Origin of the sequence: Wolbachia endosymbiont (group A) of Yponomeuta plumbellus, assembly GCF_947251575.1 — a bacterium.
Lineage (GTDB): Bacteria > Pseudomonadota > Alphaproteobacteria > Rickettsiales > Anaplasmataceae > Wolbachia > Wolbachia pipientis.
In genome coordinates, this window is sequence record NZ_OX366353.1 from 738,063 (window position 1) to 760,521 (window position 22,459).

General features: G+C 35.2%; 22 protein-coding genes and 2 tRNA genes. 21 read left to right on the forward strand and 3 right to left on the reverse strand.

The genetic code is table 11. The features are described 5' to 3' along the window. Window positions 1–24: 24 nt before the first annotated feature. A complete protein-coding gene (locus tag OPR39_RS03730; RefSeq protein ID WP_015589513.1) occupies window positions 25–765 on the forward strand; it encodes a hypothetical protein in 741 nt (246 codons plus the stop codon). Window positions 766–768: 3 nt separating this feature from the next. On the opposite strand, the gene OPR39_RS03735 is transcribed toward OPR39_RS03730, so the two are convergent. Further along, a complete protein-coding gene (locus tag OPR39_RS03735; RefSeq protein WP_015589514.1) occupies window positions 769–1,506 on the reverse strand; it encodes a type I glutamate--ammonia ligase in 738 nt (245 codons plus the stop codon). A 322-nt stretch (window positions 1,507–1,828) separates the two neighbouring features. On the opposite strand from OPR39_RS03735, the gene dnaA reads away from it, so the two are divergent. Further along, the gene (gene dnaA / locus OPR39_RS03740) at window positions 1,829–3,211 is read left to right on the forward strand and encodes a chromosomal replication initiator protein DnaA (protein ID WP_010962298.1); all 1,383 of its coding nucleotides are present in this window, start codon (window positions 1,829–1,831) and stop codon (window positions 3,209–3,211) included. A gap of 27 nt (window positions 3,212–3,238) precedes the next feature. On the opposite strand, the gene OPR39_RS03745 is transcribed toward dnaA, so the two are convergent. Further along, a complete protein-coding gene (locus tag OPR39_RS03745; protein WP_265039121.1) occupies window positions 3,239–4,513 on the reverse strand; it encodes a metallophosphoesterase in 1,275 nt (424 codons plus the stop codon). Window positions 4,514–4,703: 190 nt separating this feature from the next. Here OPR39_RS03745 and OPR39_RS03750 point away from each other — a divergent pair. The 8 genes from OPR39_RS03750 to OPR39_RS03785 all read left to right on the forward strand — a co-directional run bounded on the left by OPR39_RS03750 (window position 4,704) and on the right by OPR39_RS03785 (window position 12,953). Next, window positions 4,704–4,791 (forward strand) — tRNA-Leu (locus OPR39_RS03750). A gap of 29 nt (window positions 4,792–4,820) precedes the next feature. Beyond that, a complete protein-coding gene (locus tag OPR39_RS03755; protein WP_015588756.1) occupies window positions 4,821–5,903 on the forward strand; it encodes a GTP cyclohydrolase II in 1,083 nt (360 codons plus the stop codon). Between the two features lie 72 nt (window positions 5,904–5,975). Continuing rightward, entirely contained in the window at window positions 5,976–6,656 is a 681-nt protein-coding gene (locus tag OPR39_RS03760; RefSeq protein ID WP_015588757.1) for a VirB8 family type IV secretion system protein, read from the forward strand. After that, window positions 6,643–7,443 carry a P-type conjugative transfer protein VirB9 gene (gene virB9 / locus OPR39_RS03765; RefSeq protein WP_015588758.1) on the forward strand — a complete coding sequence of 267 codons (801 nt, stop codon included), beginning with the start codon at window positions 6,643–6,645 and terminating at the stop codon, window positions 7,441–7,443. Before OPR39_RS03760 ends, virB9 begins: the two co-directional genes overlap by 14 nt. Before the next feature lie 16 nt (window positions 7,444–7,459). Then, complete coding sequence (locus tag OPR39_RS03770; protein ID WP_265039123.1) at window positions 7,460–8,956, forward strand: TrbI/VirB10 family protein; 1,497 nt, start codon at window positions 7,460–7,462, stop codon at window positions 8,954–8,956. Window position 8,957: 1 nt separating this feature from the next. Further along, window positions 8,958–9,950, forward strand: coding sequence for a P-type DNA transfer ATPase VirB11 (virB11, locus tag OPR39_RS03775; protein WP_141456834.1), 993 nt, complete (start codon window positions 8,958–8,960; stop codon window positions 9,948–9,950). Between the two features lie 30 nt (window positions 9,951–9,980). After that, window positions 9,981–11,984 carry a type IV secretory system conjugative DNA transfer family protein gene (locus OPR39_RS03780; RefSeq protein WP_077188467.1) on the forward strand — a complete coding sequence of 668 codons (2,004 nt, stop codon included), beginning with the start codon at window positions 9,981–9,983 and terminating at the stop codon, window positions 11,982–11,984. Window positions 11,985–12,149: 165 nt separating this feature from the next. Next, complete coding sequence (locus OPR39_RS03785) at window positions 12,150–12,953, forward strand: P44/Msp2 family outer membrane protein (RefSeq protein WP_244662747.1); 804 nt, start codon at window positions 12,150–12,152, stop codon at window positions 12,951–12,953. 164 nt (window positions 12,954–13,117) lie between these two features. On the opposite strand, the gene prmC is transcribed toward OPR39_RS03785, so the two are convergent. Continuing rightward, window positions 13,118–13,957: a peptide chain release factor N(5)-glutamine methyltransferase gene (prmC, locus tag OPR39_RS03790; protein WP_010962305.1), complete on the reverse strand. Its 840-nt coding sequence runs from the start codon at window positions 13,955–13,957 to the stop codon at window positions 13,118–13,120. Window positions 13,958–15,069: 1,112 nt separating this feature from the next. Here prmC and rpsL point away from each other — a divergent pair. The 11 genes from rpsL (at window position 15,070) to rplL (ending at window position 22,402) form a co-directional block, all read left to right on the forward strand. Next, on the forward strand, window positions 15,070–15,444 hold the full coding sequence (gene rpsL / locus OPR39_RS03795) for a 30S ribosomal protein S12 (protein WP_006279787.1): 375 nt from the start codon (window positions 15,070–15,072) through the stop codon (window positions 15,442–15,444). 5 nt (window positions 15,445–15,449) lie between these two features. Continuing rightward, the gene (gene rpsG / locus OPR39_RS03800) at window positions 15,450–15,929 is read left to right on the forward strand and encodes a 30S ribosomal protein S7 (RefSeq protein ID WP_007549313.1); all 480 of its coding nucleotides are present in this window, start codon (window positions 15,450–15,452) and stop codon (window positions 15,927–15,929) included. Window positions 15,930–15,950: 21 nt separating this feature from the next. Beyond that, the gene (gene fusA / locus OPR39_RS03805; RefSeq protein ID WP_141456828.1) at window positions 15,951–18,026 is read left to right on the forward strand and encodes an elongation factor G; all 2,076 of its coding nucleotides are present in this window, start codon (window positions 15,951–15,953) and stop codon (window positions 18,024–18,026) included. An 11-nt stretch (window positions 18,027–18,037) separates the two neighbouring features. Then, on the forward strand, window positions 18,038–19,210 hold the full coding sequence (gene tuf / locus OPR39_RS03810; RefSeq protein WP_010962759.1) for an elongation factor Tu: 1,173 nt from the start codon (window positions 18,038–18,040) through the stop codon (window positions 19,208–19,210). A gap of 13 nt (window positions 19,211–19,223) precedes the next feature. Beyond that, window positions 19,224–19,296 (forward strand) — tRNA-Trp (locus tag OPR39_RS03815). A 10-nt stretch (window positions 19,297–19,306) separates the two neighbouring features. Continuing rightward, entirely contained in the window at window positions 19,307–19,516 is a 210-nt protein-coding gene (gene secE / locus OPR39_RS03820) for a preprotein translocase subunit SecE (protein WP_006279543.1), read from the forward strand. Beyond that, window positions 19,506–20,342 carry a transcription termination/antitermination protein NusG gene (gene nusG / locus OPR39_RS03825; protein ID WP_015588764.1) on the forward strand — a complete coding sequence of 279 codons (837 nt, stop codon included), beginning with the start codon at window positions 19,506–19,508 and terminating at the stop codon, window positions 20,340–20,342. The genes secE and nusG overlap by 11 nt, the downstream gene beginning before the upstream one ends. Window positions 20,343–20,344: 2 nt before the next feature. Next, window positions 20,345–20,785 (forward strand): 50S ribosomal protein L11, encoded by a 441-nt coding sequence (locus tag OPR39_RS03830; protein WP_015588765.1) that lies wholly within the window; start codon window positions 20,345–20,347, stop codon window positions 20,783–20,785. Between the two features lie 4 nt (window positions 20,786–20,789). Continuing rightward, entirely contained in the window at window positions 20,790–21,443 is a 654-nt protein-coding gene (gene rplA / locus OPR39_RS03835) for a 50S ribosomal protein L1 (RefSeq protein ID WP_015588766.1), read from the forward strand. A 12-nt stretch (window positions 21,444–21,455) separates the two neighbouring features. Further along, window positions 21,456–21,974, forward strand: a complete 519-nt coding sequence (rplJ, locus tag OPR39_RS03840) for a 50S ribosomal protein L10 (protein WP_265039128.1) — start codon at window positions 21,456–21,458, stop codon at window positions 21,972–21,974. A gap of 26 nt (window positions 21,975–22,000) precedes the next feature. Next, window positions 22,001–22,402 (forward strand): 50S ribosomal protein L7/L12, encoded by a 402-nt coding sequence (rplL, locus tag OPR39_RS03845; protein WP_015588768.1) that lies wholly within the window; start codon window positions 22,001–22,003, stop codon window positions 22,400–22,402. Window positions 22,403–22,459: the final 57 nt, after the last annotated feature.

Sequence of the window (22,459 nt, forward strand, 5' to 3'; positions counted from 1 at the left end):
TAGAACAGTATTTGAGAGGTTATTATGGTGGCAATTCTAAATATAACAAAAGGCAAAAATAAAGTTATTGTGTCTGGATTAGCTGGAGCTTTATCAGCTTTAATATTTTTAACAGCAATCCACATTGCCGCAAAGATAGCCATTATCGTTTCTGCTGCTGCAGTTACTTACTTATTACTTTCGCTGATTCATAAAATAAGAACTAAAAAAGAACAGCCTGAAATTACTGGTGTTTCAGGAGAGAAAGTTTCAGAAGATGAAGGGTATAGCAGTGTTGATGAAGGTGAAGAAAAAGATACCGCAAAAGAACCAGAAAAAACTGAAACTGAGTTAGAAGAAGAAATAATAAGGAAAAGAGCACAAGAACGCATGGAGAAAGGATCACTTGGTGGTCCTATAAATGCGTTTGGCGAACCAATTCATGTGACTATAGATGCTGAAAATAGTAATCCTGTTGATTATACAAAAACTATGGTAGTGCCTGAGGAAATTATTCTTAGCATGCTAAATGATAAAACTCTTACACAAAATAACTCTAGCTCTATAAAGAATCAGATGAAACCTCTTCCTGAGCACATGGATGTGCCTGGTAATCCACTTCCTGGGCAAGTGTTAAGCAATCTAGAGCTTGAATCTAAAAGCACGCAGAAACTATCTGCTTTAGACTTGCTATTACAGTGCAAAAATGTAGATAATGATGTAAAAAAAATGCTAAAACAGCCAATTACCCAAAAGGGGTTTAACGGATTAGGATTTGATAGATAGTTGTTATATTAACCTCTCCATCTCATATTGAGGATCAGATGCAATGCCGTAGACCCTATTTGGCGGAGCAATTTTGTTCTCTATACCAAAAACCATACCTTCAATTATTGCTGTGAGTACTTTTTCAAGGTCACAATCTGCTCCGGGAACGCGGTGCTCTAGGCGGCATCTTTTGAAATCGTTGCCAAAATAGGGAATTCTTATCGCAGCAGTTCTGTTATTTACTCCCCAACTAATCGTAGTTGGAGTGTGAATATCCGGATACTGAAATCTTAAATATGAATCATCATTTGGAGCAAAAAACAACATATGTTTTTTCATCATTGCACATAATCCACCAATACTATGAATCAGATAGTCACTGTACTTTTGCTCATTGATATAAAATAAGTTACCGTTATTTGAATTCACGAGATTAACATGCACATTTAATGCACTGCCTGCTCTATCCAAATAAGGCTTTGCTTTAAAAGAAACATTCCCACCTAGTTTTTGTGCTGTTTCAGTAAGTGATTGTTTTGCTAACTCAAAATGCTTAATTAAATTGTAGGAGTTCGTATAACAACCACTTTTTATCTCATACTGATGTGTAGAATTCTCCTTCTCGCAAGAAAATTCAAGAGATGCTATTTTATTTTTGATGCTATTCAGAAATAAGTATTCTTTTTCTATTCCTTCAATGTAAAACTCTAGTTCAATACCTAATACAGCATAACAACTCAAATTACTTAATATAATCATAAATTTGCTTCAGTAAATCTATATTAGGTTAGCTATATTTATATGAATACTTTACTTATTTGCCAGTAAATTTAACATCTTATTTATACATAATGTATTACTGTTTTTGCATGCTTCTAATCCTCGATACAAGCGACATTTACAAATTTTTCATTTTTTTGAAATAAAAATGATCAATTTTAATGTTTTTATACCCTTTACAACCCATCAAAAAATCACCATAATTTTTAGTATGTATTAAGTAGTATTAGCTTTTCATTTTGCAGTAGGCTATTGATTATCTTATATTTTTCTAATTATTGCTTTTTTCTTGGTGTGGTATATGAACTTAACTAGCCCTAAGGTTTCTACTATGTTTTTTGATCAGATTATTACAGTAACGGATCACAATGTTACTTGGGAAAAAATCCAAAATTGTCTTTATAATCTTTATGGAGAAGCAACATATAATAGCTGGCTGAGTTCACTAAAATTTGTCAGTAGCAGAAATGGGGAAGTTCTTTTATCCGTGTCAACAAGGTTTATAAAAGAGTGGATTACAGTTCATTACATGAAAAAAATATTATCATTATGGCAAAGCGAAGATAAAAGTATACGTTCTATTGATATTCAAGTAATTGAGGAGAGGAATTCAAATTTTAATGTTATACTAAAAAACAGAGAGGAAAGTAATCATAATCTTGGTTCGCCGCTGGATCCAAGGTTCACCTTTGATAATTTTGTAGTGGGAAAGCCAAATGAATTAGCATTTACGGCGGCAAAGCGTGTGGCAGAATCTATAGATCCAATATTAGGCAGCAATCCTTTGTTTCTATATGGTGGAGTGGGACTTGGTAAAACACATCTAATGCATGCTATAGCTTGGCACATAGTCAATTCCCCATCAGCAAAAAGAAAAGTGGTGTATTTATCAGCAGAGAAATTCATGTACCAATATATTACAGCGCTGCGAAGCAAAGATATTATGTTATTTAAAGAGCAATTTAGATCAGTAGATGTATTGATGGTAGATGATGTGCAATTTATCAGTGGTAAAGATAGTACACAAGAAGAATTTTTTCACACTTTCAATGCATTGATAGACCAAAATAAACAATTGGTTATATCAGCTGATAGGTCTCCTAGTGATCTTGATGGAGTGGAAGAAAGAATAAAATCACGACTCGGTTGGGGGTTGGTGGCAGATATTAATGAAACAACTTTTGAATTAAGGCTTGGTATATTGCAGGCAAAAGTGGAGCAGATGAATATGTATGTTCCGAAAGATGTCCTAGAGTTTTTAGCAAGGAACATAAAATCTAATATAAGAGAATTAGAAGGAGCATTAAATAAGGTTACCCATACCTCATTAATTGGAAGAAGTATGACGGTAGAATCAGCTAGTGAAACCCTAATCGATCTTCTTAGGTCAAATCATAGGTCAGTCACAATAGAAGAAATACAAAAGAAAGTAGCTGAATTTTTCAATATAAAGGTTGCAGATATGCAATCCAATAGAAGGCTTCGCAGTCTTGCAAGGCCAAGACAAATAGCTATGTATTTTGCCAAAAAATTTACGCAAAAAAGCCTACCAGATATTGGGAGAAACTTTGGTGGCAGAGACCATGCTACTGTTATACATGCAGTAAAACAAGTAGAAAATTTTATAAAGACCGACTCAAAATTTGCTGATGAAATCAATCGATTAAAAAAAATGTTTAAGTAGCGTTTTTAAAATAGCTAATAACAAATCCTAAAATGAATCGACTATAGTTTTAATCCGTTTAAGTTTAAAATCTTCTGTTAGCTTCGCAGAATACATTTCCTTATTGTGTTGATTATAGAAGGTAAATTCGTGATCATCTAAATTTAGTATTGCAAAGCCAAAGCCAAAAAAGTTTCTAACCTCGTGTGCTAAGTAGTTTTTACCATTTAAATAGTCAAATTCTACATTTTGATAAACAGATTCTTGATCTTGAGCGTGTAATGATGCACCACCGTTTCCAACTATAATTTGGTCTGGAACATTATCCATTAATAAAATCTGGGCTATATGAATGTGGCCAGAAACTATGGTAGTAACATTGCTTGGAAATTTATCTCCAAAAGCTTCGATTTGTGTAAGATTACCATGGCTTTTTAATGTCAAAAATTCTTTTTTTGGAGATCTCCAAAGCGGTTTATGAGTTAAAAACCACATGGGCTTGTCAGAACTATTTTGTATCAATTTATCAAATTGCCTCTCAAAAGCATCAATTGTGCTTTGGGTTGTAAAAATATCCTCACCGGATGAAGAGTCGAAGATAAAAAATTTCATCGGTCCAGCATCTAAGGACCAACTAGAAACGAAGTTTCCACATTTTTCAGACGAAAAGGGGTATGAATCTAGATACCTGAACCATCCTTCATAAGCTCTATCACAACTCTCATGGTTTCCACGAACAAAAAGGAAAGGGGATTGTGATAAAATATCCTTTGCAGGCTCAAACCAATCAGCGTACCAAACTTCTTTATTGTATCCATAAATATCGCCACACTTTTTTGTATTTCTACATTTTGTTTGTCTATAATGATAATCACCAACATGGATAATTAAATCTGGTTTATGAAGGGCGATTGAATCTAAATTTTTTTTTAAAGGCCAGCTATCTACCGAATTACATTCCTGCTGAAATAACATATTTATTCTACAGCCCGTGTCACCAATGAAAGCAATTTTATTAACCTTTTTTGGTAATATAGGAACCCGTAGATTCTCAATACTAATGTTTTTGGCACTTGTTTGTACTGTCAGTTCACAAACTGTTTCGTTATGATCACCATTGTTAATTGAGCTGCGATTCAGCATTTCTGTTTCCTCGCCATCAATATAAACAATGGGACACATGTCATTGTCCGTAATTGCGCGTATGCTTAGTTTATTTTCTGGGATAACTTGAGACCATGTGTATAATATTTGTGCATGGACGAAATGAAAGCTAGTTATAAGAGAGAGAGCTAAAAAAATAAAGATATTAGCTATATTCATTTGTATAAAAACCTAAGTTAAAAATTAGTAGTAAGGTTATCTTAAATGATTAAAATTTATAATCACAAAATTCATAATCAAATTATACAAACAATTTCTAAATTATTCTAGTATCAGATTGACACTCTAGATGAAAAATTCTAAAATGATTAAGTAATTTAAAATAATTATATAAAAACTAGAATATAGTGCGGCCGTGGTGGAATTGGTAGACACGCAGCGTTGAGGTCGCTGTGGCTCATAAGGCCTTGGAAGTTCAAGTCTTCTCGGCCGCACCAGTTTTTATCGCTGTTTAATATGGGTAAAAATGTTTATAGGAAATCAGAGTAGCAATAAGGTAGAAAGAGCTATCAGCGAAATCAGGCGCGGTCGGCCAATTGTAATATATGATGAAAGTAATTACCTATTGTTTGCTGCTGCTGAGGCTTTAGAAAGAGATTTATTTAATCAATACAAGCTTACATCAAGTAATGTATATGTTACTTTAACTTCAAGTAAGGTAAAATACATATCTCAGAATAAAGAACATAACAGCAAACGTCTGTTGGTGAATAATTTTGATGAACTGCTCTATTTAATAAACTGTTCAAAGGAAGATTGCATAAAAGAGTTGCAATGCTCAAAGACAATAGATGAATGTGCTATTGCCTTGCTTAAGTTCTCAGAATTATTGCCATACGCGTTAGTGGCTGATATGACTTTTGAGAATAACCATGAAATGCGAAATTGGTGCGAGAAAAATGACGTTATTGCACTGGACACGTCATTCATAAATAATTTTCAAGAAAATCAGGATGTATATGAAGTGTGCAAAACATCATTATTTTTAAAACAGACTCAAGAAGTAAATATCATATCTTATAGAACCGAAAGTGGTGGAAGAGAACATCATGCAATTATCATTGGCAATCCAGATAAAGATGACGAACCATTAGTGAGAATTCATTCTTCGTGCTATACGGGTGACTTGTTAGATAGCTTATCATGCGATTGCAGAAGTCAGTTACATCAAGCAATTCAAATGATAGCTGACTTTGGAAGTGGTATTATATTGTATTTGATGCAGGATGGAAGAGGTATTGGTTTAACTAATAAGTTAAGAGCATACAGTATGCAAAGAGAACATAACCTTGATACTGTTGATGCAAATAGAATATTGGGTTTTGAAGATGATGAAAGGAGTTTTGTTGTTGCAGCTAAAATGCTTAAGAAATTGAACATTAACAAAATCCAATTACTTACAAACAATGATAGGAAATTGTCAGAATTGGAAAGTAGTGGTATAGAGGTTACAAAGTGTCTACCACTTATTGTGGAACGTAATAAATATAACGATTCATATATGGAGACAAAGTTTGGTAAGCTAGGCCATAAGTTAAGAGTTTTTTAGCTTTTTTGTTGTAACTACTTTGTTAATTTGCTATGTTTATTAACACAAGTTAAGATTTTTAAGAATATTAAAATGCTAAGATTTTTTAAGCGAGAGAAAAGTACTGAATCGTTAGATAAGGATATAAATTGGAATTCAAACCGCTACAGCACAGTTATTGCTCAAAGGAATATTCTACTTTTATTTGCGTTAATATTATTAGCAACGATCTCTATCAGCATATTAGTCATATTTAAAATTAGCACAAGTAGCACTATTGAGCCATTTGTTATAGAAATTGACAAGAAATCTGGAATAGTGCAATTGGTTGATCCTGTCACAGTAAAGCAGTATTCTGCAGATGAAGCGCTGAACGATTATTTTATTTCAGAGTATATAAAAGCAAGGGAGGTTTTTGATCCATATCATTATAATTATAACTATTATACAAAGGTGAGGTTGTTTTCCTCATCTAATGTGTATAATGAATTTAGAAATTATATAGGATCGCAGAATATGGATGATCTTTTTAATTTATATTCAGATACCAAAAATGAATTTAAAATTCGCTCGATTCAAAAATTGGGTAACGATGCTCTTCAGGTGAGGTTTTTTGTGGAATTTATACGGAAAGATGGAAGTTCCACAAGAAAAAATAAGATAGTTATTATGTCATATAGATATGCATCGCTTGAAATGAATGATCAGCAAAGATATATTAACCCATTAGGGTTTCAAGTTATTTCATATAGAGTAGATGATGAATATGTATAGGATATTATTAGTTTTAGTTTTACTTGTAAGTAGCAATTTAAACGCATCCATTAATTATAATGAACCTATTTCTGTAGATAGTAGAATAAAGACTTTTGTGTATAGCCCTAATGAAGTATTTACGGTGGTTTTTAGTCAGGGTTACTATTCTTATATTGAATTTGCGGAAGGAGAAAAAGTTAAAAATATCGCTGTTGGTGATGCATCAAGTTGGAAAATTAATCCTTATGACAATAAATTGCTTATCATGCCATTTGAAGTTAGTAGCCGCACTAACATGATTATTACGACAACTAAAAAAAGAAATTACATTTTTGATTTAATCTCAAGGCCAAACTACGATAAATACCTGGACACTAATGCTAAGAAAGTGGATCACGATTATTCTGCTGAAAAGGATATATCTTACGTAGTACGTTTTTATTATCCTCAAGAAGAAGGTGAATTTGATGTTGATTTAGATGAGGTTTCTTTACCTACTCAAATGCAGTATACTACAGACAAGCTAGAAAAAATAATACAAGAAAATGATACGAAGTATAATTATACATATATTGATGAAGGTGGTAATGCGGATATAGTTCCGATTGAGTTATTTGATGATGGTTATTTAACCTATTTAAAATTTAGAAATAATAATAAAATACCTCAGATTTTTGTAGAAGGGGAGGATAAACCTTGTAAAAGGCTGTTATTTGATGATTATGTTATAATAAAAGGGGTACATAAAAAGCTATTTATGCGTTATGAAGATGATGAAGTTGAAATTATAAATAGGTCACTTTAGCTGTGGTACATGCAATATGAATAAAGAAAGGCGTAACAATTCAGAAGATGAGTCAGAAATAGAGAACAAGGTAGTAACAGTTGGCTCTAATCAAGGTCATAGGGCATTGATGGTTATGATTTTAGTGCTTCTGGTTGGTGTAGTGTATTATTTCTATTTTAGTCCTTCTCATAAAGAGGATTCAGAAGTTATTAAAAAAGAGGAAACAAAGCAAAACGTTCAAGAATTTAAAGGAAAGTTGGAACAAGTTCCAGATAATGTAATAGTTCCAGAAAGAATAATAGCCGATTCCTTACCACCCTTACCTCCTCTTCCTACACCACAAATCGTACCAGAAATAAAACAAATTAAAAAAGAAGAAGAGAAACCAAAAGAAACCCCTGTGTCAAATATACCTATTTTGCCAAAGCCAAATTTTCCTTCTAGTAATGTTATTAGCAATTTACCTACCTCGTTTCCTACAATAGGGGGCGGAGGTTATCCTAGAGACAGACGTAGTGCACAAATGTTAACAATTTCAGGTAGTAGTGGAGAGAACAAGGCTGCTGATGCTATTTTATCCGACACTTCAGCACAGTCGAGCAAAGCTACCAGAGTAGGAAAGCTTGGTTTAATGATTACTCAAGGTAAAATTATTGATGCTGTTCTTGAAACTGCAATAAATTCTGATCTGCAAGGAATGCTGCGTGCTATGGTGAGTAGAGATGTTTATGCAGAAACTGGTGATACAGTTTTAATACCTAAAGGCTCAAGATTGATAGGTAGTTATTCATTTGACTCGAATGTTGCTAAATCTCGTGTAAATATAAACTGGAATAGAGTGATTCTGCCACATGGAATAGATGTTGCCATCTCATCACTTAGTACTGACGAGCTTGGTAGAGCAGGGATAGCGGGAATAGTTGATAATAAAATAGTAAGTGCGTTATTCTCTTCAGTGGCACTTGCTGGTGTTTCAATTAGTTCGGCTGTTATAGGGCAAAAGGCTTCTAATCTTATCGATGCGCTAACTGCCATGGATGCAGTGAAGTCTATTACTGCAACTGAAATAGATATTTCTTCTCTCAAAGGGGCTATTGTTGAGAGATTGGAGGATGCTATAAAAACTGAAGTTGGGAAGGTAGGAGACGAAAAATGGAAATTGGGTCTTAGGGCTATTGAAAAAATTCGGAATGCTAAAAGTGATCAGGATTTACTGAGAATAATAAAGGAAGAAATAGTAAGTGTGATAAAAAGTTCTGGAGCTAGTGGAGTTGATGCAATTACTAGTGACAATATCGGTATAACTTTAGACGATGTACGTCAACTGTTGAGGCAAACTCAGAAAAGAAGCAAATCTGTTTATGATGAAGCAATCGGGAAATCAATCAATGATTTTTCTAAAGACATGCGAGATATAGTGGGCAGATATACAGATAAAAAACCAACTATTTATGTTGATCAAGGCACTGCATTGAAAGTATTTGTTAACCAAGATATAGTATTTCCTCCACAGGCAATATTAAATCAATGAAATGAACTATGCTGCACTTGATACATATTTGGAGCCATTACAGGGCATATTTCAAGAAGAAGGCGTAAATGAAATATCAATAAATAAGCCAAAGGAAGTATGGATTGAAAATCGTGGTGAAGTAAGGTGTGAAAAATTAGAAATATTCGATCTTAACCATTTGAAATCTCTTGGCAGACTGATTGCTCAAGCTACAGAACAAAAGCTTAGCGAAGAAGCGCCGTTACTTTCGGCAACATTACCAAATGGTTATCGTATACAGATAGTATTTCCGCCAGCATGTGAGCCTGATAAAGTAGTCATGTCGATTCGTAAGCCTTCTAGCATGCAATTAGCACTCGATGATTACGAAAAAATGGGGGCTTTTTCTGAAACTGTTACAGAAGCAACTGATAATCCAGTTGACCGTCATTTGGATTTACTGTTAAGGCAAAAAAAAATAAAAGAGTTTTTAGAATACGCTGTAATAAGTAAGAAAAATATTATAATTAGTGGTGGAACTTCCACTGGTAAGACTACTTTTACTAATGCTACTTTGCGTGCTATTCCAGATGAGGAAAGAATTATTACTGTTGAGGATGCAAGGGAAATCGTTTTGAACGATCATCCCAATAAAGTCCATCTAATTGCCTCTAAAGGAGGGCAGGGCAGAGCAAAAGTAACCACTCAAGATTTGATAGAAGCGTGCTTACGTTTAAGGCCAGACAGAATAATAGTTGGTGAGCTCCGTGGAGCGGAAGCTTTTAGTTTTCTTAGGGCGATAAATACTGGTCACCCTGGATCAATATCAACCCTTCATGCGGATAGTCCAACAATGGCCCTTGAGCAAATAAAACTGATGGTTATGCAAGCAAACCTTGGCATTCCTCCAGACCAAATTATACCATACATTAGAAATGTGATTGATATTGTTATTCAGCTAAAAAGAACCGGTGGGGGCAAAAGAAGCATTTCTGAGATATTATTTACTAGATCTGCGAGCGAAAATGCTTAAATTTATACATAAGTTAAGGAAGAGTAGTTTATGAGTAATGGAAATCACCTACGTAATATTCTCATAGGAGGTGTAGTAGCTTTTAGCGTACTTGAGTTTTGCTTCTATCTATCTGGTATATTGTTTGTTCTGTTTGCTGATGGTCCGGATGCTGTGGATTTTAAGGCAATTAATCCTAGTTTGACGCCTTTCCCTCAAGCTCTTTGGCCAACGATTTTTGATCATATACAATATTGTTGGCATCATCCAGAGTTATATAGCCTTGAGCTCAAAATCACATTAATTATATCTTCTGCACTGCCTATCATTGTTTTAATGATTATCTTATGGAATTTAAGAGAAAGGATAATTGAGTGGCGACCATTTAAAAAGAAGGAATCACTTCATGGAGATTCGCAGTGGGCATCAGAGAAAGACATACGAAAAGCAGGATTAAGAAGCAAAAAGGGATTATTGCTTGGTAAAGATAAAAGAGGATACTTCATTTCTGATGGGTTTCAGCATGCATTGTTATTTGCACCTACAGGTTCTGGTAAGGGTGTTGGCTTTGTAATTCCTAATTTATTATTTTGGACTGACTCGGTAATTGTACACGACATAAAATTAGAAAACTATGAAATAACAAGTGGTTGGCGAGAACGACAAGGACAAAAAGTATACGTATGGAATCCAGCGCAGCCAGATGGAATAAGTCACTGTTACAATCCATTACAATGGATTAGTGAAAAACCTGGGCAGATGGTTGACGATGTGCAGAAAATAGCTAACCTAATCATGCCTGAACAAGACTTTTGGCAGAATGAAGCAAGAAGCTTATTTGTTGGAGTGGTATTATACTTACTTGCTGCACCAGAGAAAGTTAAATCTTTTGGTGAAGTTGTGCGTACGATGCGTAGTGATGACGTGGTTTATAATCTTGCTGTTGCTCTTGATACAATGGGTAAAATACTACACCCTGTAGCATATATGAATATTGCAGCTTTTTTACAAAAAGCTGATAAAGAAAGGTCAGGTGTTGTATCAACCATGAACTCATCACTTGAATTGTGGGCAAACCCATTGATTGATACTGCAACTGCGTCAAGTGATTTTAATATTCTAGATTTTAAAAAGAAGAAAATTACAGTTTATGTTGGTTTAACTCCTGACAACTTGACTAGGCTCAGGCCTTTAATGCAGGTTTTTTACCAACAGGCAACTGAGTTTTTATGTAGAAAATTGCCATCGGATGACGAGCCTTATGGCGTATTGTTTTTAATGGATGAGTTTCCTACACTTGGAAAAATGGAGCAATTTCAAACAGGTATTGCATATTTTCGTGGTTATCGAGTTAGGTTATTCTTAATTGTTCAAGATACTGAGCAGCTCAAAGGAATATACGAAGAAGCAGGGATGAACTCCTTTTTGTCAAACTCGACTTACAGAATAACTTTTGCAGCCAATAATATTGAAACAGCTAATTTAATATCGCAACTTATAGGAAACAAAACTGTACAACAAGAATCGTTGAATAAGCCTAAATTTTTAGATTTAAATCCTGCTTCAAGGTCATTACATATCTCTGAAATACAGAGAGCATTGCTATTGCCTCAAGAAGTTATTATGTTGCCACGTGACGATCAGATAATTTTAATAGAGTCGACTTACCCAATTAAATCAAAGAAAATTTTGTACTACAGTGATACCACCTTCACAAGAAGGCTGCTCAAACAAACTCGTGTGCCTACACAAGAACCATATGACCCAAACAAAGTTCTTTCTGCCGCTGCGAGCAAAGATAAGGTTAATAACGAGGGGAATAATGTTCTTGAGGGACCTAATTCAGTTGATTATCCTGCTGAAACTAAAACCGAAGATGCAGTATATGATGAATCAGATGAATTTGCAGACGAAGATATTGATGATGAAGATATCGACGATAAGTTTGAAGATGATGACGAGGAAGATGAGGATAGGAGCGATGATGGGTTTGATGACGAAGAAGAGGAGGATGAATTTGAAGATGAGGATAAATTAAAAAATGACGAGAAGTAAGGTTAACTTTGCCTATTTTTAGCTCAGAAAAGTGCAAGTTATGCAAATAATTAGCTTTTTCATATTAAGCCATTTTTAATTAATTAGTATTAGATTAGCTATTTTAACTAGGGGAGTAGTAATGATTAGTAAAAAACATTAGCGGTTACAGCATTTGCTTTATTGTTGTCACAACAATCTTTTGCAAGTGAAACAGAAGGGTTTTACTTTGGTAGTAGGTATTACGGTCAATATTTAAATAACACAAGCGTACTAAAAACAAGCACTACAGGTATCAAAAATTTGTCTATAAATGACAGGGGTGCTCAGAACACAGAAGGTCAGTCACTAAGTGAGTATAAAGGAGATTATAATCCACCTTTTGCTGCAAATGTGGCATTTGGTTACACAGGAGAATTGGGTAACAACAGCTATAGGGCTGAATTGGAAGGGATGTATTCTTCTGTAAAAGTGGATAATATTGGTTTAACAAGTAGCCAAATAACTGTTTCATACCTAAAGGAGACTGGTGAGGATCCTAATAAAGAAACTTATCTCTATAGTGCTGCAGTTAGTCATGACCAAATTGAGAACATATCTGTAATGGCAAATGTTTATCATCATTGGAAAAGTGACCGTTTCTCTTTTTCTCCTTACGTTGGTATTGGGATCGGTGCAACAAGAATGACGATGTTTGAAAAACCGTCAATAAGACCCGCAGGTCAATTAAAAGCTGGCTTTGACTATCGCATAAACGAAGATGTAAATATGCATATCGGATATAGAGGTTTTGGTGCTATTGGTAGCGATATTAAGCTTACAGCAAAAAGGTTAGGACAAGTGGTAGACGACCCTAATAATGATAAAAAAAAGAAGCTTAATCCTAGCTCAGGTAGCAAAGTAACTGAGGAAATAAATATAGGTAATCAACTATTTCACACACACGGTATAGAGGCTGGTCTTACTTTCCATTTTGCCAGCAAAGCTTAAACATGTTGCCCTTTAAAAAATGCATAAAACCGTTCCTGTCGTCCTATGGCTTGACCATAGGATCTAGTTAAATATAGATCCAAGTAGTCACGCTACTTGGATGACTAGGTAGAGGGTACTGGGATGATATAGGATAATATGGGATGAAGGCAAAAAAACATTAGCTATGTTCTTTTCACAACAATGCATCTCTTCATTCCCGCTAAGTCATATACATATTCCTGAAAAGCTAATTCGTATGAGGGGATTATTTTGTCAATATTGCTTTGATCTTCACCTATCTCCAATATCGCAAACCCATTTTTTTTAAGGCACTTTCTCAATATTGGAAAAATGCTCAAATAACAGCTCAAACCATCAATACCACCATCAAGGGCAATTCTTGGTTCCTTTTGCACTTCAGCTTGCAAGTCTTTCAATTTGCTTCTTTTAATATATGGAGGATTACTGATTATAAGATCGAATGAACCTCTGCACTCTGTCCACGAACTTGGAAATATTTTGGCTCTGCTGAGAAGATCATGTTTTTTTGTGTTCTGATAGGCAACTTTATATGCTTCCAAGCTTTTTTCAAAACCGACGCCAACAGCATATTCATACTCACTAAGTACGGATATCAATAAACAACCTGTGCCTGTACCAAAATCTGCAATTTTTAGTTTCTGTTTTTTGTTTGGGTAATATTTTAACACTGCTAGGATTATTGTTTCACTATCTGGCCTTGGATCTAAAACATGCTGGTTAACTATAAAATTTTTACTCCAGAATTCACGATTACCTATTATTTGCGATATTGGATATCTTTCCGCTCTTTTTTTTGTTAATTTCCAAAATAAAAGTTCTTTCTCCATCGGCACTTGATCAGCATGGTTCACAATTATAAATGATCTTTCCACTCCAAGTACGTGCTGCATGATGATTTCACAATCTAAATGTGGTGATTCAACTTTATGTGACGATAATAACTCCGATCCTTCTTGAATTAAAGTGCTGATTGTTTTCATTATTCTAAAAATATGTTTCTTTCAGCCAAAAATAGCAAGATGAGCTTCCAGTTTAGGGTAGCTGCGCTAAATCCCAGTGTCAAGCACGCAGCTGTACGAACATTGCAATTTGCAGATCCAAGTAGCTTGACTACTTGGATCCAGCTAAGTTGGTGAGCATAAAAGTATAGCTAATGCGAGCTTTACGTCATACCGTCACGGTATCTCTAGATTCCGCTAACACGTAGCGGGAAGACGAGGTCGGGGTGTCATCCTAGTACCTTCTCCTGTCATCCCAGTGCCCTGACTACTTGGATCCAGGAAAAAGAATGGTGTCATCCAAGTAGCCTCCCTCCCCTGTCATCCCAGTGCCCAGACACTGAGATCCAGAAAAGTTTGCTTGTAAGCAAGCAAACTAGCACAGAAAGTGGTTACAACATTTTCGATGAGATTATATGGAAAACTGGATTCCAGTGTCAAGCACTGGAATGACACCTTCCTGCTCAGTTCATGTTGCCATAAATATTAAGAAATTTACCAAACGAAAAAAGGCAAAAGAAGCCCTAGTCATTGTCTATTTTCAGTATTGGCGTTTTTTAAGTCTTAAACACTGCAATTTAGCTGCTTTTAAATGCAACTCATCTTAGTTTAAATGTTTAAGAAATTTACTAAGCAGAAAAAAAGGCAAAAGAAATCCCGTATTAGCTAGTTGTCACTCTCTAATCCTGCAAATTGGCGTGCTATACTGTCTTAAACGCTTTATAAGCGCGTTTCAGCTTATATAGGTAAAAACCCAGAAATGTTGTGAAGAGGTAGGGTGCGCATAGTGCAAAAAATTAAAAATAAGACGCCAATTACGTAATACTGTTGTCGTTTAATCTGCACAGATTGAAGATAAATGAATACCTTCAGTTTCATGATAAGAGGGCTGGCGAAGGGTGTCAAGTAAGTTTTTTCGTTTCTACTGAATGACAGTTGTGGCTTGGGAGGTAGTGCAAGAAGTCTACTGATGGCTTTCAAGGCAGTTGAGCTTAATTATTAGAGTAGTAATGTTTATTTTTATATTGACTATTGAGGTTTATTATTTTATAACTAAAAACTTAGTTATTTTAATGAGCTTGAGTTTATAACATATGCCTACGATAAATCAATTAATACGTAAGGGTAGATTAGGATTGACCCATAAGAAAAAGGTACCAGCTTTGGGAGAAAGCAACCCTCAAAGGAGAGGTGTTTGCACTAAGGTGTATACTACAACTCCTAGAAAGCCTAACTCAGCACTCCGTAAAGTAGCCAGAGTAAAAATTAGTGGGTATGGTGAAGTGACGGCTTATATACCTGGTGAAGGTCATAATTTACAAGAACACTCTGTTGTTTTGATACGTGGTGGGCGGGTTAAAGATTTGCCAGGTGTGCGTTATCACATAATAAGAGGTGCCCTTGATCTGCGTGGTGTGCAAAATCGAAAGAAAGCTCGTTCAAAATATGGTGTAAAGAAATCTGGTTAAAGTTTATGGCTCGTCGGAATAAAGCAAAAAAAAGAGAAATAAGTCCTGATTCGCGTTACGGCAGTGTTTTGCTGATGCGTTTCATTAATACAATCATGAAATGTGGTAAAAAATCTACTGCAGAAAAGATTATCTATGACGCTTTGTCTTTAGCTGAAAAGAAAATAGGCGAAGGTGGGTTATCAATTTTTGAGACAGCAGTAGGAAATGTTACTCCTTCTATAGAAGTGCGTTCTCGACGCATTGGTGGTGCAACTTATCAAGTACCTGTTGAAGTTCGACAAGATAGAGCGGTTTCTTTAGCGTTAAGGTGGATTGCTAAAGCAACTTCTGCTGCTCGAAAAAAGAGTGGAAAAACCACTGTTGATTGTTTGCAATCTGAAATACTGGATGCTTATAATAAACGCGGTGGTGCGTTTAAGATGTGCGAAGAAAAATATAAAATGGCTGAAGCTAATAAGGCATTTTCTCATCTTCGTTTTTAATGTTAGCTAATTAATTGTGATATGGAAATTGGAATATCTAAATACAGAAATATAGGGATAATGGCTCACATAGATGCTGGTAAGACTACCACAACAGAGCGTATTTTATTTTATACTGGTAAGCAAAATAGAATTGGTGAAGTGCACGATGGTGCAGCTTCTATGGATTGGATGGAGCAGGAAAAAGAGCGTGGTATTACAATCACATCTGCTGCAACAACATGTTTTTGGAATGATCATAGGGTCAATATAATAGACACTCCTGGTCACGTTGATTTCACTATTGAAGTTGAGAGATCTTTAAGGGTTTTGGATGGTGCAGTTGCTGTATTTGATGGAGTTGCTGGAGTTGAACCTCAATCTGAGACAGTGTGGCGTCAAGCTGATAAATATAGCGTTCCTCGTATCTGCTTTGTTAATAAGATGGATAGAATAGGGGCAAATTTTTATCGATGTGTTGATATGATAAAGACGAAGCTTGGTGCAGCACCTTTAGTTATTCATTTACCAATAGGGAGTGAGAAAGATTTCAAAGGTATAATTGACCTTATTTCTATGAAAGCCATTATATGGCAAGAAGAAACGTTGGGCGCTAAATTTTCTTATGAAGATATTCCTTCTGATTTGCTTGATAAGGCTCAAGAATATCGAAATCTTTTATTAGATGCTGCAGCTGAGATGGATGATGAAGCGATGAATACTTACTTTGAGTCTAATGATCTGCCAGTGGATTTACTGAAAAAATGCGTGAGAAATGGGACCATTAAAGGAAAATTTGTTCCTGTGTTATGTGGATCAGCTTTTAAAAATAAAGGCGTACAACCACTTTTAGATGGTGTAGTTGACTTTTTACCTTCTCCTATTGATGTTGATGTAATTGTTGGAATTGATCCTAAAGATTCAGAAAAGAAAATTGAGGTCAAACCTTCAGAAAAAGAGAAATTTGTTGCTCTTGCATTTAAAGTGATGACGGATAAATTTGTAGGCAGCTTGACGTTTATCCGTATTTATTCTGGTAAATTAAAGTCTAAATCTACCGTTTCAAATGCGTTAAAAAACGAAACTGAAGGGATTGGCAGAATGTTACTTATGCATGCAAATAACCGAGAAGATATAACTGAGGCTAGGGCTGGAGATATAGTTGCTTTAGTTGGGCTAAAGAAAACAACCACCGGAGATACTTTATGTTCTGTTGATTTTCCTATATTATTGGAGCGTATGGAATTTCCTGAGCCTGTTATTGAAATTGCTGTGGAACCTAAAACCACTTCAGATCAGGAAAAATTAGGTATTGCTCTAAATAGGTTGGTTGCAGAAGATCCTTCTTTGAGAATGTCAGTAAATGCGGAAAGTGGCCAGACTATATTGAAAGGCATGGGTGAGCTCCATCTTGAGATTATTGTTGATAGAATGAAGCGCGAATTTAACGTTGAGGCTAACGTCGGTGCTCCTCAGGTTGCATATCGTGAAACTATCACTAAATCTGTTGAAATTGATTACATTCATAAAAAACAATCTGGTGGAGCTGGTCAGTTTGCTAAGGTTAAAATAAAATTTGAACCTCTTGAGCCTGGTTCTGGGTTTCAATTTGAAAGTAAAATTGTAGGTGGTGCTATTCCAAAAGAGTATATTCCTGGGGTAGAAAATGGCTTGGAGTTGATAAAAGAAGGTGGTGTAATTTCGGGATTTCCGTTGATTGATTTTAAGGCTACCCTTCTTGATGGTGCTTTTCATGAGGTTGATTCTAGTCCTTTAGCTTTTGAACTTGCTGCTAAAGGTGCTTTTAAAGAGATGGCAAATAAAGCTGGTCCAAAAATGCTGGAGCCTATAATGAAAGTTGAAATCATTACTCCTGAAGAATATATGGGTGATGTTATGGGTGATATAAATAGTAGAAGAGGAAATGTTGCTGATATGCTCGATTTAGGTAATAATAGTAAAATAATTACTGCTTCGGTACCTCTTGCAAATATGTTTGGTTATATCAACGTTTTGCGTTCTATGTCTCAGGGAAGGGCGCAGTATAGTATGCATTTTTCTTGTTATGAGCAAGTGCCACAATATGTGGTTGATGAGTTAAAGTTAGAGTATAATTAAGGGTAATAATTATGACAGCAATAGTGGAAGCATTTGGAAAGCCGCATGTAAATGTGGGAACAATAGGACATGTGGATCATGGGAAGACGACGTTAACAGCGGCGATAACGAAGCATTATGGAAATTTTGTAGCGTACGATCAGATAGATAAAGCGCCAGAAGAAAGGAAGAGGGGGATAACGATAGCAACAGCGCATGTTGAGTATCAGACGGAAAAAAGGCATTATGCACACGTTGATTGTCCTGGACACGCTGACTATGTAAAGAACATGATAGTAGGTGCAGCACAGATGGATGCGGCGATATTGGTAGTGTCGGGGGTTGATGGGCCAATGCCACAAACGAGAGAGCATATATTGCTGGCGAAGCAGGTAGGTGTTGGATATATCGTGGTGTATATAAATAAAGCTGATGTTGCTGATGCTGATATGATAGATTTAGTAGAAATGGAAGTGAGGGAATTACTGAGTAAATACGGATTTCCAGGGGATGAAGTGCCTGTGGTGGTTGGTTCAGCGCTCAAGGCGCTGGAGGATGACAGCAGCGAATATGGAAAGAAATCAATAGACAAATTGATGGAAAAGTTAGATGAATATGTAGCGGTTCCACCAAGGCCTGTGGATTTACCATTTTTATTGCCAATCGAAGATGTATTTTCGATATCGGGGCGAGGAACAGTGGTAACAGGAAGAATAGAGAAGGGAGAGATAAAGACGGGAGAAGAGATAGAGATAATAGGTCTGAAAGCGACGCAAAAGACGATATGCACAGGTGTTGAGATGTTTAAGAAGTTGCTGGATAAGGGAAGTGCAGGACTCAATGTAGGAATATTGTTAAGAGGAACAAAAAGAGAAGAGGTGGAGAGAGGGCAAGTATTAGCGAAACCGGGGACGATAACACCGCATAGAAAGTTTAAGGCGGAGGTTTATATATTAAAGAAAGAGGAAGGAGGAAGGCATACACCATTTTTTGCGAATTACCAGCCACAGTTTTATTTAAGGACAACGGATGTAACTGGGAGCATAAAATTGCTAGATGGGAAGGAGATGGTAATGCCAGGAGATAATGTGAGTGTAGAAGTAGAATTGCAAGTACCGATAGCAATGGATAAGGGATTGCGTTTTGCGATAAGAGAAGGCGGTAGAACTGTTGGTTCTGGTGTTGTTTCTGAAATTTTGGAGTGAGAGTTTGAGTTATAGGAGTGTAGCTCAATTGGTAGAGCGCTGGTCTCCAAAACCAGAGGTTGTAGGTTCAATTCCTATCGCTCCTGCATTAATGTTGTGGTGGAAATGTTAAAAAGTTTGTGTGGTTTTTTCTGTGATATAAAGCAAGAAATACGAAGAATTGCTTGGGTAAAGAAACAGGAGGTGTTGTCATCTCTATTTGTTGTAATGATTGTTATATTATGCTTTTCGATTTTCTTCTGTTTTGTGGATTTTATGTCTCTTTACGTAATTAAGGCTTTATTTGGAATTATTTATGGAATGTGAATATAAATGGTATATCATTAAAGTTGATTATGGATATGAGCAAAACATACGCGAATTGGTAAGTAATGCTGTTTATTTTAAGGAAGTGTTTATTCCTTATCAAACGGTATGTAATTCAAAGTCTGATATAAAAGAGTTATGTGAAGTGTATGTATATATGCATCTGTGTGATGAAAGCAAAAATATTTTGAATCAAACGCCTGGATTCTGTAGTGGCGAATCTGGTGATTTTGAGATGATTTCAGATGATGAGATAAGTTTAAAGTGTAAAGAATTTAATAGATATAAATGGTATATCTTGAGAGTTGCTTCCAATTGTGAAGAGAAAGTGCGCCAACATATATTGGAAAATTCTATGAGATTGGGTGTTAATGATTACTTTAAGGAAGTTTTTATTCCATATGAAGAGCTAAGTGAAATAGAGTTAAAATCTAAGAAAATTGCTACACGAAGGAAATGCTTTCCTGGTTATGTCTTTTTATACGTGAATTTATGCGATGAAGTATTGAATTTTATCAATAATATACCAAAATCTCTTAAGGTTTATGGATTTTTGAAAAATGGTAATATTCCAAAGGTAATTTTGGATGATGAGATTCACTCAATGTGTAATGCACTTTATAATGCTCAAGAGACAAAGAAGTTAGGTTATGGTTATGAAAAAGGTGAAAAAGTGAAAATTAATGATGGTCTTTTTCAAAATTTTACTGGTAAGGTAAATATGGTAAACGATGAGAAAAAAATTATTAATGTGGAAGTATCGATTTTAGGTAAGCCGACAATAATAGAGCTTGATCTGGCTCAAGTAGAGAAAATAGAGGATTAATTATGAGTGTTGTAGTTGCTAAGATTAACTTACTTATGGAAGCTGGAAAAGCAGTTCCAGGACCAAAAATTGCTTCAGTACTTGGTCCGCGTGGTATACCTGTTCCTAAGTTTTGTGAAGCTTTTAATAAAGTTACTAGCGCTGCTAACGCTAATTATAAAGTAGGTGATTTAGTAACAGTGCGAATTTCCATAAAGGATGATCGCTCTCATGATTTTACTGTCAGCGGTCCTCCTGTGGCTTATTTACTTAAGCAGGAAGCTAAATTAAGTAAAGGTTCTGGTAATCCTGGTAAAGAATTAGTGGCTAAATTACCTATGTCTGCTATAATTAAAGTGGCAAAGTGCAAGATGGTTGATATGAAAGTGGATAATGAAGATTCAGCAGTGAAAATGGTTGTAGGCACTGCAAAATCTATGGGTATAGAAGTTGTGGAAGGTTAGGTAAATGAATACATATAATGGTAATCCTAAGCAGTGTTTGGAGAAGATTGTTGAGTCTGCTTCAGCAAAATTTAATGAATCAGTTGATGTTGCGGTCAATCTAGGCGTAGATTCATGTAAATCTGAAGAGCAGGTGCGTGGTACAGTAGTTTTGCCTAAAGGTATCGGGAAGAATATTAAAGTAGCTGTTTTCGCTCAAGATAAACATTTATTAGAAGCTGAAAAAGCTGGTGCTGATATTGCAGGAGGAGAGGATTTAGTTGAAGAAATAAAAAAAGGTAGAAAATTAGATGTTGATTGGTGCATTACTACTCCTGATTTTATGGCAAAAATCACTCCTATTGCAAAAGTATTGGGTGCTAAAGGGCTGATGCCTAACCCTAAATTTGGTACTGTGACTTCTAACATTGCAGAAGCTATTAAAACCATTAAGTCTGGTCAGATAAAATTTAGAACAGATAAAAATGGTGTTATTCATGGTAAATTAGGAAATATTAAATTTGATATTGATGACTTGCTAGAAAATTTAAAAGCCTTTCTTAAAGTAATTAAAGATAATAAACCTATTTCTGTGAAAGGAGTTTACTTTAAGGGTGTTTTTTTAAATTCAACTATGGGTAAAGCTTATAAGATAAGCAAAGTGGAAGATATAATTTAAGGGAGCGATACCGTGAAGCGTAAAAATAAGGATGAATTTATACAGAACACAATAAACGTATTTGTAAATAATGATTTCTTAATATTAGTAAATTTTAAATCTATAAATGCTAATGATTCATTAATCCTGAGGAATAACCTGAAGTCTATAACAGGTGGGGTATTAGTAGTTAAAAATACTCTGGCTCGCTTGGCTTTGGAAAGGACTGGCAAATTTTCTTATTTATCAGGCAAATTTTCTGGTCCTGTTGCTATTATATACTCTAGTGGCATAGTAGAAGCTGCAAAGTTAATAGTTGATTTTGCTAATGCTAACAAAGAAAAAATATCTGTGATTTGCGCGGCTCATTTAAATGAATTGTTAACAGTGGAAGATGTTAATAAACTGGCTAAGTTGCCTTCTCTGGATGAATTGCGTGTTAAAATTATGCGTTTAATATCTTATGATATTCCTGCTCGATTGGCGTTGTCTATTAATTCATCTTCTATGAGGCTTATGAGAGTTTTGGATTATTATAGTTCTAAAAAATAAATTTATTGTTAAGTAAGGTGGTAATTATGAGTAATGTAACAAGTGATTTGGTTGATAAAATATTATCTTTAAATCTATTAGAGGCTTCTGAACTTGTAAAAGTTCTAGAAGAGAAAATAGGGTTGCCTGCTGGTTCTTTTCTTGGTGGAGCTGTTGGTGCTGGGGCGCCTGTTGGCGATAATGCTGCTGCTCCTGCTGCTCAAGAGAAAGTTGAATATAAAGTTGTGATTAAAGAAATTGATGCGAGTAAAAAAATAGGAGTTATTAAAGCTGTGAGAGAGGTTAATTCTACATTGGGTTTAAAAGAAGCAAAAGAGTTGGTTGAATCTTTACCTAAAGATTTGACTGCTAATGTTCCTAAAGACGAAGCAGAAAAAATCAAGCAAAAACTTATTGAAGCAGGAGCAACTAAAGTGGAGCTTGAATAATATTTAATGTATTAATTTTATATTGATATAGCTCTTTTAATTAGTTTGGGGTATTTT